The organism is Bacillus hominis, assembly GCF_018332515.1.
GTDB lineage: Bacteria > Bacillota > Bacilli > Bacillales > Bacillaceae_G > Bacillus_A > Bacillus_A hominis.
In genome coordinates, this window is the sequence record NZ_BOQD01000102.1 from 1 (window position 1) to 13,393 (window position 13,393).

Sequence of the window (13,393 nt, forward strand, 5' to 3'; positions counted from 1 at the left end):
TTATTGAATGGATTTTTAACACATATGGAATGTTTGTATTCGTAAAAGAACATCCGAATATAGAAATTTTCACAGTAAGTTTAATTATATTATACGTACCGATCTTTATCATATTTCGCTTATTACATACGTTCTTACAAAATGTAATACAGGAGGATGCGTAATATGTGGCAAGTTGTAAAAAGAGATATAAGATTTTGGTTTGGTGTAACTTTTTTAAGTGTCCTTATGATTGTTAGTATTGGGAATACATTGTTTTTCGATGGGAATATTCGTGAACTAACGATGATGTATAACGAAAAAGGAGAATTAAAGGTTGCTCCGTTTTCACCATCGAGTAAATTTTGGTTTGGAAGTGATGTGAAAGGCCGCGATCTTTTTCAATTAATAATAGAGGGAGCGAAATGGACCGTAGGAGCGAGTATAGTTATCGCAGTTTTACGTGTAGTGATTGGGGGAGCTATTGGTTTATTACTTGGTATGTACAGTAAACGCTCATTTCCAGTTATCTCATCTTTTTTTGATCCGTTTAGTATCGTACCGATGATTATGATTTCCTATTTTATATTAAAGACAGTTTTAATGTTCGACAGTGGGGAGGTAGCTGCTCCGTTTCATTTGCGAGTTGCGTTTCAAATTTTAGTTCTTACATGTCTTGCAGTACCAACAGTTATGTTGTATGTAGCACAAGAAGTCAAACGTATTAAGAAAGAAGAATTTATGTTGGCGGCAACAGTGCTTGGAGGAAATAAGTGGCAGAGACTGAAACGCCATGTATGGCCGCATATGTTATCATCATTTCTTTTGTTAGTAGCTCAGCAATTTGTAAGCACTTTATTACTTCTCTTACACCTTGGTTTGTTGCAATTGTTTTTTGGTGGAACAATAATCTTTGGTGGTATAGACGCAGATAGTGTAACAAAAGAATGGACTGGTCTAATTGGTCAAAATTTCCGTCACTTAACTACACATACATGGATTGTACTTATACCAATCGCTTTCTATAGTATGACAATCTTGTCAGGAAATTTAATTAGTAATAGTATGCAAGATGCGATAAAACTAGGAAATGTTAGAAAAGCGAATCGGAAGACGGAAGAAGTGAAAGCGGAGAAACAAATACAACCTACTATGAATGATTTTTCTTTCTATAAAGAGGTACAAAAATAAAAAAAGATAGCTGAAGACAAATTGTTTTCAGCTATCTTTTTTCGTTTAAAGTGGAGGTAAATCAATCTTACCTTCTTCAAATAATTCTTTTATCATATGTTTCGTATAACCAGCTGCTTGACCAAATGTGATTTTTGCTGGCATTGGTGCTTCATTTACATCTACAACTACATCAATAATACATGGTTTATTTTGTTTTACTGCGTTTTCAAAAGCAGGGAGTAATTCATCTAACTGTTCGACGCGATATCCAATACCACCACAAGCTTCTGCGTATTTTGCGAAATCAGGATTTGTTAAGTCTGTACCGAATTCGATATTACCCATAACCTCTTGTTCGAATTTAATCATGGCGATTTTATTATTATTTAATACGACTACAACGATTGGTAGTTTATATTTAACAGCTGTTACGAAGTCATTCATTGTCATTCCGAATCCGCCGTCACCACAAACTGCAAACACTTGTTTATCTGGGAAAGCAATTTGTCCAGCAAGTGCCCCAGGTAAACCGCAGCCAAGTGTTGCAAGCCAGCTAGAAATGATAAATTGCTGGTTTGTCATACGGAAGTGCCTTGCTGTCCACACTGTTACATTTCCAACATCGACTGAAAGAATTGCGTCATCTTCTGCTACTTTCTGCAGTGCATGCATAACTCGCTGTGGTTTAATTGGAGTCGAAGAGTCTTCTTCTTGATTGTGTAATTTTTCTTCCCACTTTTTCATCATTTCTTGGTGGTGTTCTAAGAAGGAATGGTCTTCATGTTTTTCTACATTTCCAATTAACCATTTTAATGTTTTATCAGCATCACCAGCTAAGCCGATGTCGGTCGCATAACGTTTCCCGATTTGAGCAGGATCTGTATCAATATGAAGTGTTTTTGCTTTCTCAGGTAAGAAACCAGTGAACGGATAAGAAGTACCAACCATAATTAAAGTATCCGCATGCTTCATTGCCTCATAAGATGGTTTCGTTCCAATTAATCCTAATCCACCGATACAAAGAGGGTGTTCATCAGGGATGATTCCTTTAGCGGGTAATGTAAGTACGATTGGAGCACCGATATGTTCTGCGAATGCAAGTAAAGATTCTCTTGCATGCTTTGCTCCTTTCCCAGCTAAAATAACAGGTTTTTTTGCTTCATTTATTGCGAGTTTCGCTGCATGTAAATCTTCTTCTTGCGGAAATAACTCAGGCAATGTAAAAGAAGTGTTTGTAACACGAGCACCATTTTTCACTTCGAATTTCGGAACATCATCTGGAATAGTAAGAACGGATACCCCTTTTTTCGTATATGCCATTCGAATCGCTTGATTCACTACAGCAGGTAGTTGTTCTGCTGACATGATGCGCTGGTTATAAACCGCGACATCATCAAACAGTCTTTCTAAGTTTACTTCTTGGAAAAAATCTGTTCCGAGTAAATCAGATTCCACTTGTCCTGAAATTGCTAGTACAGGGGCTTTATCAAGTTTCGCATCATATAAACCATTTAATAAATGAATAGCGCCAGGTCCTGCGATTGCCATACAAACACCAAGTTTTCCTGTTAATTTTGCATAGGCAGCCGCTGCTAATGCACCAGCTTCTTCATGGCGAACTTGAATGAATTTAATTTTATCTTGTTTTTTTCTTAAAGCTTCAATTATAGAATTGATGGAATCTCCAGGCATACCGTATATGTGTTCTACTCCCCAGTCAATTAATAGATCAACTAATGCTTCACCGGCTGTTTTCCCAAACATAATTGTTCCTCCTTATAATAGGTAGATACTATTATGTTTTGGAGAAAGGGGGAAAATATACAAATAATAAAGCGAATTTATTTTAGTGGTGTCCAGAGAATAGAGTGAATACTGTTATTAGTAAAAAACCGCTAGTTGCCCACGGTAGAAATGTAAGGAAAGAAAGCTGTTTCTTTGCTTTCCAAAGCATTTCGTGAACTGTGACATAGCCAAGTGAACCAATAGCACTTCCCATAATGAGACCTTGTAAATGAAGAGCTTTTCCTTCCATCAAAATGCCAAAGACCGTACCGGTACCGAGAATAAGGGAAAGTAATAAAGTTGTAAATAGAAATGAAATATATTTATGTTTTGTAAAGAGAAAAGGGATAATTAAAGCTAATCCCTCCGGAATATGGTGAACGACGATTGCCATTAAAAAGGGAATGGCAGAGTCAGTATGATTTATAAAAGCTGTGCCTAAAGCAAAGCCACTTGGCATATTATGAATAAAGATAGCGAAAGAGAGAAAAAGGAAGGTTTGCCATGCTTGTTGATCTTTCTTATGTATAATCGGTTGATGGCAATAGTTATCTAATAAACTCATAACTAAAATGCCGATAGCTATCCCAAGTATAGGACCTATTATTTCATAGCTTGAAAATGTCTCAGGAATAATTTCAAGTGATAAAAGCCCAAGCAAAATCCCACCACAGAATGCGTATAAGCGATGCATCTTTTCTTCAATTAGTTGGCGTGTTGCTACTCCAACAGCACCTCCTAATAGTAATCCACCGAACGAAAAAAACGTAACGATTATTGGAATCCATAAACGTTCCATATTATCACACTCCGATTCTATCCCCTTGTTTTTAGCTTACTAACAGGCGAGGCAGATTAGTCCAAATAATAGTGTTTGATTATGGAGAAAAATATACCGATTCTTTATAATTTATATATTGAATTTAAATGGATGTAATAATGGAATATGCAGGGATTTCTTGAAAAGGTTTCGAAGTAGTTATTATACTGACGTTATTCAAAGAAGCAGGAAAATATATCAATTCTTTTAAGTAATGTAACATTAAAATAGTTGAGAAAGAGAAAGAAATATCAAAAATACAGAGGTGGCTTGCTTGCTAAGAGAAGAATTAAAGAAACGTGCAATATCGATGGTCCAAATTCCTAGTCATTTTCACCCTCTCATAGAGGAGTATGTTGAGCGAGAGGATGGAGAAGGAGAGGCTATTTTTTCATGGACAAACGAAGAACAAGATGAGGGTATTACTATTAACCTAGATTTATCTGGTAATTTGACGGGTTTATCAATTGATAATAACGATAAAAATTCAGATGTGATTCCTTTAAATATAGAGGAAAAAAGAGAATGTGCCGAAAAATTCTTACTTAGCAATTATCCTGAAGCATTAAAAGATTTAACATACTATAAAACAAAAAAAATTACTTGTGCAGACCGTTTTTACTATGAACAAATCGTTATGGACCTACCGTTAGAACATGCTGGCTGTTATATTGATATAGACCTCGTGGGGAATATTGTTAACTTTACATATAAAGGTGTAAAAAGGATTCATGATATTCCAAAAATGTTGATTTCAAAAGAAAAACTAGTTGAACACGTACAAAATAGACTTAATTTTAAACTGACAATTGCAAAGTTGTCTACTGCTACTCATGATGTAGCAGTAGATGGACTCCGTCTTGTGTACGAACCTGAGCAATTTTTTATGAAATATAAAGCTGACGTTTTGAAACCAACGTTAACGATTATACATGAAGAAGACGCTCCGCAAACATATGTCTTGCTTACTCCTCCTTCGAGTACGACCGTACGAAGAGATTTATCTATTGAAGATATCATTGGTATTACCGAGAGGATGGAAGTCATTCGTGAAGTAGATATGGGAGAAGAAACGGGCATCGTGTGGCGTAATCGGGACTGGGAGATGAAGGAAGGGGATTTATCTATAAATGGCTTTTTCAAAAGACAGTCAGAAGATACAGTTAAAGCCTTCATTTCCAAGAAAACTGGTAAAATCAGAAGCTTTATGTGGTTTAATGAACGAAGTGGCGATCTTAGACTAAGTCGTGAGGCATGTTATCAAAAAGCCATTGCGTTTTTACAAATGATTGTTCCAGATTATTATCGGTATTTACAACTGGTTGTTCGAGAAAACGAGGAAGAAGAGGATGATTCTTCAATGAAAGAATCATATACATTCCATATGCATAACGGCCATGGTATACCAATTCAACTTGAATTAGTTATGGTTGTTGTTAATCGTCAAACAGGACAGGTTGATCATTATAGTGGACCGCGTTTTGATATGGAACAATTGAGCCATATCCCTGTTGAACCGGTTATTTCAAAAAAAGAAGCAAGTGAAATATTTATCAATCATTTGGATTTTGAATTAGCTTGGAACAAAAATTATGATAGTGAAACAGAATCCTATGTCCTTGTTTATCAAGCGTGTGATCGTCATTCCAGGACCTCCATCCAGTACATTGATGCCATGACTGGAGCAGTTATTTCCAATATAGATAAATAACATGTGATGACGTCGAATTGGACAGGTTCAAAGGGGTAAAATTAACTAACCAAACTACAACTATGTTTTCTTTTTTAGGGTATTTCAAATGTAAACGTTGACTGGGATTTATTTCTCATGCTAACATATAGATAATTTAATCAAGGCGGTGGAAATGTATTGGACTCAGATGTTGACTCGGATAGGTGGCTAAATGACCTCGATTTTCTCAAAGTACCTCTCATCATTTTGAGAATGTAGATTATATTCAATTACATGTTAAAGTGTATGAAATTGTAGGTATGGAAAGAGAAAATATATCAGGAGGTGAATCCTTTAGTTTCAAGGAAGCTAAGGGAATTAGTTGGACATATTTAATTTAATCATGGTAGCGGTTTTAATCGCATGTACTGCATTTTTCGTGGCAATTGAGTTTGCTATTGTAAAAGTAAGAGGATCAAAGATTGATCAATTTGTATTAGAAGGAAAGAAGGGTGCGCTGGCAGCTAAGAAAGTGACATCAAACTTGGATGAATATTTGTCAGCTTGTCAATTAGGGATTACAGTTACAGCAATGGGACTTGGGGCACTAGGTGAACCAACGATTGAGAGACTTTTACACCCTTTATTTGATAAGTGGAACATCAATCCTTCCATTGCAGGTATATTATCTTTAGGGATTGCTTTTACTATTATGACGTACTTGCATGTTGTAGTTGGTGAATTAGCACCAAAAACATTCGCGATTCAAAAGGCTGAGAAAGTTACTTTATTACTTTCGGCTCCGCTTATCGGGTTCTACAAAATCATGTATCCGTTTATTCGCTTGTTAAATGGCTCTGCAAGGATGATAACAGGAATGTTCGGCTTAAAACCTGCATCAGAGCATGATGTAGCACATACAGAAGAAGAATTACGATTGATTCTTTCTGAAAGTTATGAACGTGGAGAAATTAATCAAGCTGAATACAAATATGTAAATAATATTTTTGAATTTGATAATCGTATTGCGAAAGAAATCATGGTCCCTCGTACAGAAATTATAGGGCTACATGTAGATAATTCTTTAGCAGATCATTTAAAAATAATTCGTGATGAAAAGTATACACGTTACCCAGTATTTGGGGAAGATAAAGATGAAATCATTGGTATGGTGAATGTGAAAGACTTCTTTATTCGTTATATGAATAAAGAAACAAAAGAATTTAGTTCAATTCAATCGTATACGCGTCCAGTAATCGGAGTAATTGAAACTATACCAATACATGATCTTTTACTACAAATGCAAAAGAAACGTATTCCATTAGCTGTGTTATATGATGAATACGGCGGTACGGCTGGTATTGTAACCATTGAGGATATTCTGGAAGAGATTGTAGGAGAAATCCGTGATGAATACGATGAAGATGAGCGTCCGCCCATCCAGCAAATGAATGAAGGTCATGTTGTCGTAGAAGGTAAGGTATTAATTAGCGAATTAAATGATTTACTAGGATTACATATGAATGATAGTGATGTTGACACGATTGGTGGTTGGATTCTGATGCAGAATTATGATATAGAGGAAGGGCAAACAATAAATAGCGAAGGATATGCATTTAAAATTCTTTCTAAAGACCCTCACCAAATCAAACGTGTTGAAATACAAAAAGAAATGTTGGAAGCAGCAACTGTATAGTTGCTGCTTTTTATTCAGCTGATAACATGGTAGCCCTCCTCATTAAATTCATTGATTGATCAACACTTTACCTGTTAACACATTACCGAAATAGGGAATGATTGTTTCCTTTGCATTCAAGGTTCAACACCCCTTCGATATTGTAAAATGTATCTCATTTATACAAATTGTAATATAATTTAAATGTAAATTCGTAGCGTAAAATAGATTAAAAATAACAAATGTTGAGAAAGGATTCCCATGTCAAAATTAGTATTTGTATTTCACTAGATAATAAAAAATGTAGAATGATTTCATTTCTGACATTGTTATTTAATAGTAATCAAAATACAAAATAAAGGAATTTCTCGTCTGGAAATTTTTACACAGTCATAAAATGGAGGAATTAGTTATGCAGCAAATTAAAAAAATAGGAAACTCATTTTGGTATATGACACCTGTTTCTGAAACAGATAGACCTATTTTAGGGATGGTAGTTGGAAAAGAAAAGACTTTGATGATAGATGCAGGGAATTCAGAAGCACATGCACAACTGTTTTTAGAAATGCTAAAAGAACAGAATGTATCAAATCCTAATTTCGTAGCATTAACGCATTGGCACTGGGATCATATTTTTGGATTGCCTGTACTACAAAATGCATTAACTATTGCACATTCTGAAACGAAAAAAGAGATGAATAAACTTGTTTCTTATGAATGGACAGATGAAGCTTTGGACACACGTGTAAAAGAGGGTACTGAAATTGAATTTTGTGCGGATTGCATCAAAAAAGAGTTTGAAGAAAAAGCGAGAAATATTACAATTATTCCTCCGACCTTAACGTTCCAGAATCAAATTGAATTAGACCTTGGTGAAGTGAAATGCGTGTTAAAGCATGTGGGCGGAGATCATTCACATGACTCTGTTGTTATGTATATAAAAGAAGAAAAGATATTGTTTTTAGGAGACTGTATATATGCAGATATTTTTTCTTCGAAGTGGAACTATACGACGAAAAGAACGTTTAAACTGATACAAGAATTAGAGGAATTTGATGCTGAGACATATATTCTTTCTCATGGGACAGCTATAAATCGGGATGAGTTTTTACAAGAGATACGTTTGTTAAAAGCAGTAGGAACTTATACGGAAATTCATAAAGGCGATGAAGAGAAGATAAAGGCAACGTATAAACAAGAATTGGGTAGAGAATTAAATGAAGATGAGCTAGAAACAATAACATATTTTGTAAATGGTTATGAAATGGTTAATCTGTAAAACTTAACTCAAATTAAATTGAAGCTTATGCTGTTCAAATATAATTTAAATGTACGAAAAGAGTATTGAAGGTAACTTCAATACTCTTTTTTATGTTTTGTCATGATTCATATATTTACAGATTATTGGCAGTTGAAAAATCATCAATAATTTCCACCACTTCAATTTTCCCGTTAATTAATAGCTCAGGAAGTTCATTTCTAACATTTCCTTTCCAATACTCTCTAGCTTGTTCAATTTTTTGAGCGAAAGGAATACCATCTTCTTTCGGTAAAAGATTTCCGTCACCTTCAAAAGAACTACCAATTACACGAAGTTTAACAATCTGCAAAACTTCTCGATGGTAAGAATCAAATAGCGCTTTCCATTTCAAAGTATCTTCATAGCTTTTCGAAGCATATAAGCAAGACAACCTTGAAGGATATTCAGGAAATTCTTGCAGTCTAACCATTTCTACAATCGTTTCTCTAACCGCTCTAATTGTTTGATCTATATAATTCATAACTATTTTAGCATTTTCATTATTTATATGTAATTTCTCATTTATATAATGATTTTTTAAGATCTGCATGGAGTCTTCACCATTAGAATTTACTTGTTCCCTTTCAAAAAAGAAGTGATATAGGGTATTGGTTTGATTTTTGTCAAAATGAATGATTTGTCCAATATTCATTTTTTTCCTTGTAACGATGTGATATACGTAAAATTCTGGCTTATTCATGGTTATCCTCCTAGTGGTAATTATTATGTATGGCAAATTTATATTAAATAATTCAACATTGTGATATATAAAACCTCTATAAATAAAAGTGAGAATTTGAGTAGAAAGTAAAGAAAAAATATGAAAACGTTTTAAAATCGTTTACTTACGAGGGAGGGTCCCAATATCGATATAAAGAGATTAGAGGCTAAAAAATTCAAAGGAAAAAAGTGTTAATGATTAGAATATATACATTTAGGTAGTAGTAAGTGAGTGATAAGGAGAGAGGATAAGTGATTGTATATGTTGCAAGATGGTGTATACTTTTTGGGGATTAATGGGATTCAGCATTGGTGTAAAGTTGCAGGGACCGCTCATAATACAGTTCCTCTCGTAATTGTACATGGAGGACCGGGTGGTAATCATTATGTATTTGAAAGAACACTCGGTGTAAGGTTAGAAGAATATATAACAGTTGTTTATTATGAGCAAAGAGGATGTGGGCGAAGTGATGCACCACAAGATGACGATGATTATTCAATACATACTCTAGTGGAGGATTTAGAGAAACTAACAAAGCAATTAAATGTAAAGAAGGTAAATTTGTTAGGTTATTCATTTGGTGGACAACTCTGTTTAGAATATGCTTTGAAATATCCAGAGAATATTAAAAAAATGGTAGTACAAGCGCCATCGTTAGATGAATATGATGATATGTATAATGTGCAGATAGAAGGTTTTTTACAGGTGACAGAAGGAAACATGAATGAACAAATCTCAATAATAAGTAAGTCAGAAGTTTCTTTAAAAGAAAAATATAATCAAGTTTGGAGTGTAGTTGATACCAAAACTATAGATCGACTATTGTTTAAAAATGAAGAATTTGCAAAGCTAAATCGAAGTCTTTGGGAGGAAAGTCAGTTAAATAATACAGGGAAGATGAGTAAAGTTATTTTTGAAACAAAATCAGCTTTACCGCTTATTGAGCGCATTAAAGATTTAGAAACTGATACGTGTGTCATAGTCGGGGCGCATGACTATAATACGGGTGTGGTAATGAGTAATAGAATAAAGAGACAAATGAAAAATAGTAAACTTGTTATATTTGAAAATAGTGCACATTTTCCAGATATCGAAGAGACGGATAAAGTATGTGAAACGATAATAGAGTTTTTGGAAAGATAGGGCGGATAGTAAGGTCAAACTAAGTTAATAGAGTTGAATCTTTTATTAAGGAACTGTAAGGGGTACCGCCAGCATTTTGGCCCCCACGCTAAGAGTATGCGAAATTTTATACAGTTTTTCGGCTAATCCAATAACAAACAAGAACCCTAAAACCGCGCCAGGATAGGAATGTATAAAAAAATGCATAGATCCATAGAAAAAAAGAAGATGTTTTTGTGAGAGTACGGTTTCACCGTTTTTGATTGTTACTGATAATGAGACGTTATGATAACTAAGCATGTATATAATATACAACCAAAATCAAACAACATATCACTTCTTGTAAATGGTAAAATAGGGGAAAAGGAGATTCTTAATAATGCCTTTAGAAACCACTACTTACTACATAGAAGTTGCCGAAAAAAGCAAGGGAGGGGCATAAGTGAAATATATTAATGGATTGTACATATCACTTATATTGATGATGTTTATTAATTTACTTAATATTACAATGTTTGATAATAAATACTCAGGGATAACAATGTATATCTCTTCCGTTATATTCACAATTGGAAGCGCATTTTTCATAAATGCAAAACGGCTTAAAATTAGTGAGAAAAACAAACCATTTAGGAGGTGACAATCATTAATGAAACAACAAGAACACGTTATCTTTCGTGAGGTTCAGCGATCCCCAATTTGGGTATGGATACTCATATTAGGGATTGCCATACTGATGTGGTATGGATTCATTCAACAAATTATTCTTGATATCCCGTTTGGAGATAAACCAGCTCCCAATGGTGTATTAATTGTTTTGTGGTTGTTTTTCGGGATTGCCTTTCCTATATTAATGCTTGGAGTATTGAAACTGATCATTGAGGTCCGTGAAAAAGGTCTTTATGTTCGTTTTGTTCCTTTTCATTTTCAATATAAGCAGTACCTTTTCAAAAATATACATCACTATGAATGCATTACTTACAGTCCACTAAAACGATTTGGGGGATGGGGAATTCGTTTTAACCTTAATGGTGAAAAAGCCTATAACATGAATGGAAAGAAAGGTATAGAGTTAAAGTTGAAATATAACACTGTGGTAATAGGCACTCAAAAACCAGACGAATTAAAAAAAGCATTGGACTCAGTACAAAAAGTATAATGAAAATTAATCTTCAACAAACGGGCGTAATTCAGGAATTTGTACTAGGTATACCTACTTTAAAAACAACTTAAATTTACTTCCGATATCGAAAATTATGTAAATAAGCTGTCCTTATGGACAGCTTATTATATTTTTTGCTTAGCGTGTTTTTTTTCCAAAATGCTAACGATACCCCATCGCCAGCAAATTAAGAAACTCATCGTTCTCCAAAACAAAAAAATGCACTGGATTCTCATAGAAAACTGTGGTGAGATGAAATTTTTGTTTTTGAAGTACTTCAAAATCTTAATTAGATGACTATGTATCGGTACCCCATAATAAAAAGGCAGGAACATATCAAATATGTTCCTGCCTTTGATTTTATTAAGTTTAACATTTATGATCTAAATATAAATTTATTGAGGTCTTCTGTGTTTATTATTTTTCGAACCGCAAATGAACGAATTTCAACATCTTTATTAAATTTACAATCCGCATCATAATTCGCGTACTACCATCCCAATCCTTATTTGTAGGTATATGTTTAAAGAAAGGGGAGCAGCTTAATACTTTTATGTTAGAAGACCATTTTTCTATTGATTTTGGATTGTTTACATAAAAATGCATCATTGCGCCGTTATTACCAGATTTTTTTACTGTAGCATTCGAAAGATTTAGTGCGAATTTTGACTCAGCATCAAAATATAACTCTCCCCCAGGAAAACGTTTTGACAAAGCAACTATGACCTCTTTTAGTTCCTCCTCTTTAAAGTAATAAAACACACCTGCTGATATAAAGAGAATACCATCTTTTGGATCATATTTTATATCTTCAAACCAAGAAGTATCAAAAAATGATTTAGCAATACTTATATTTCTCGTTGTATCTTCAATTAAAGTCTTGCGAAAAGAGATTGCATCGGGCAAGTCAAGGTTATACCACTGTATTGTACCGTTATCGATTCTTGAAAAAGTAGTATCCAGCCCTGAACCGATATTTACTATAGTAGCATTCGGATTCTTTGTAATAAATTGTTTTATAGTATCATCAATTTTTCGTGCACGGGTAATGTAAGTGATACATCCGTATTCGCCAAATGTATATGCTATTTTAGAGAAATCAAAGTCGCATTCATTAATAATACGAATAGCTTCCGTATCATCTAAAATATCCTTATTTTTTTCACTGCCATATGCTCGTCCCCATAGGGGAATAAGCATCGTACCTTGTACTGATTGTAAATCTAATTCTTTAACCATGAAATATCCTCCGTTTAATAATAAACAATATATTTAGTCGTTATTTAACATTTTTGAGAGCATTGTATTTGTTTTATATAGTCCGTAAGTTAAATCTCGTTGATCTTCTTCACTTAGTTTTTCAAGATTATGAGTGAAGTTATTATATATTTGTTTCCATCTTTCATAGTGTACTTTTTCAGCTTTTTCTGTCAGAGAGATCAATACAGCTCTTTTGTCTACCGTATCTTGTTTTTTTACAATATATCCGTTTAATTCTAAGTTACGTACTGTTACACTTAATTGTTGCTTAGGAATGTTTAAGTAACTAGCAATCATTTTTAAATTTACAGGCATCTTTTGCTGAGCTATATACTCCACTACGTGTTGCTCTAAATGTGTAAATTCAGAGGATTTCTCCGAGAGTAATTTGAAAGTACCTGACATATTTAATAATAAACTCATGTATTCGTTTAATAATTCGTTATGGGCCATTGTTTTCTCTTCCTTTATTGATTTAGTCGTTATTTTATTACTAATTTAACGGGAAATCAAATGTTTTAATTAGATATAGTAAATTAAAATTTACTAATTTGTTGTTTTTTAAGTTATGTGAACTAAAGTAGAGGAGTATTAGAAGTGGTTTTAGGAAAGAAGAATATGACCGGAAATAAAATATTACTAAACATACATAACTAATGAATGCAATGTCTTTTTCAGTTATTATGTTGTAAATCATTTTATGATAAAATCTATTATATAATTA

The 13,393-nt window shown here is 33.7% G+C and carries 12 protein-coding genes and 1 pseudogene; 8 read left to right on the plus strand and 5 right to left on the minus strand.

Annotated elements, in window-relative coordinates; translation table 11 throughout:
- Both KI356_RS28180 and KI356_RS11980 read left to right on the plus strand, forming a co-directional pair.
- Positions 1-164, plus strand: a pseudogene (locus KI356_RS28180) (ABC transporter permease subunit); the annotation flags it as partial.
- 1 nt (position 165) lies between these two features.
- Entirely contained in the window at positions 166-1,170 is a 1,005-nt protein-coding gene (locus KI356_RS11980) for an ABC transporter permease (RefSeq protein ID WP_128279988.1), read from the plus strand.
- A gap of 45 nt (positions 1,171-1,215) precedes the next feature.
- Here KI356_RS11980 and KI356_RS11985 read toward each other — a convergent pair whose 3' ends face one another.
- Together KI356_RS11985 and KI356_RS11990 are read right to left on the minus strand one after the other, a co-directional pair.
- Entirely contained in the window at positions 1,216-2,916 is a 1,701-nt protein-coding gene (locus KI356_RS11985; RefSeq protein ID WP_212935514.1) for a pyruvate oxidase, read from the minus strand.
- Positions 2,917-2,998: 82 nt separating this feature from the next.
- Positions 2,999-3,736, minus strand: coding sequence for a ZIP family metal transporter (locus KI356_RS11990; protein WP_212935515.1), 738 nt, complete (start codon positions 3,734-3,736; stop codon positions 2,999-3,001).
- Positions 3,737-4,031: 295 nt separating this feature from the next.
- Between KI356_RS11990 and KI356_RS11995 the strand changes: the two genes are divergently transcribed.
- The 3 genes from KI356_RS11995 to KI356_RS12005 all read left to right on the plus strand — a co-directional run bounded on the left by KI356_RS11995 (position 4,032) and on the right by KI356_RS12005 (position 8,383).
- Positions 4,032-5,468, plus strand: a complete 1,437-nt coding sequence (locus tag KI356_RS11995) for a YcdB/YcdC domain-containing protein (protein WP_212935516.1) — start codon at positions 4,032-4,034, stop codon at positions 5,466-5,468.
- A 343-nt stretch (positions 5,469-5,811) separates the two neighbouring features.
- Positions 5,812-7,125, plus strand: coding sequence for a hemolysin family protein (locus KI356_RS12000; RefSeq protein WP_212935517.1), 1,314 nt, complete (start codon positions 5,812-5,814; stop codon positions 7,123-7,125).
- Between the two features lie 391 nt (positions 7,126-7,516).
- Complete coding sequence (locus tag KI356_RS12005; protein WP_212935518.1) at positions 7,517-8,383, plus strand: MBL fold metallo-hydrolase; 867 nt, start codon at positions 7,517-7,519, stop codon at positions 8,381-8,383.
- Between the two features lie 115 nt (positions 8,384-8,498).
- On the opposite strand, the gene KI356_RS12010 is transcribed toward KI356_RS12005, so the two are convergent.
- Positions 8,499-9,104 (minus strand): DUF2441 domain-containing protein, encoded by a 606-nt coding sequence (locus KI356_RS12010; RefSeq protein WP_128279994.1) that lies wholly within the window; start codon positions 9,102-9,104, stop codon positions 8,499-8,501.
- A gap of 282 nt (positions 9,105-9,386) precedes the next feature.
- On the opposite strand from KI356_RS12010, the gene KI356_RS12015 reads away from it, so the two are divergent.
- The 3 genes from KI356_RS12015 to KI356_RS12025 all read left to right on the plus strand — a co-directional run bounded on the left by KI356_RS12015 (position 9,387) and on the right by KI356_RS12025 (position 11,406).
- Complete coding sequence (locus KI356_RS12015; protein ID WP_128280663.1) at positions 9,387-10,268, plus strand: alpha/beta fold hydrolase; 882 nt, start codon at positions 9,387-9,389, stop codon at positions 10,266-10,268.
- A 421-nt stretch (positions 10,269-10,689) separates the two neighbouring features.
- Complete coding sequence (locus tag KI356_RS12020) at positions 10,690-10,887, plus strand: hypothetical protein (RefSeq protein ID WP_212935519.1); 198 nt, start codon at positions 10,690-10,692, stop codon at positions 10,885-10,887.
- 9 nt (positions 10,888-10,896) lie between these two features.
- Positions 10,897-11,406, plus strand: a complete 510-nt coding sequence (locus KI356_RS12025) for a DUF6141 family protein (protein ID WP_212935520.1) — start codon at positions 10,897-10,899, stop codon at positions 11,404-11,406.
- Positions 11,407-11,826: 420 nt separating this feature from the next.
- Here the strand turns inward: KI356_RS12025 and KI356_RS12030 are convergent, their stop codons facing one another.
- A complete protein-coding gene (locus KI356_RS12030; protein WP_212935521.1) occupies positions 11,827-12,648 on the minus strand; it encodes a class I SAM-dependent methyltransferase in 822 nt (273 codons plus the stop codon).
- A gap of 33 nt (positions 12,649-12,681) precedes the next feature.
- On the minus strand, positions 12,682-13,122 hold the full coding sequence (locus tag KI356_RS12035) for a MarR family winged helix-turn-helix transcriptional regulator (protein WP_212935522.1): 441 nt from the start codon (positions 13,120-13,122) through the stop codon (positions 12,682-12,684).
- Positions 13,123-13,393: the final 271 nt, after the last annotated feature.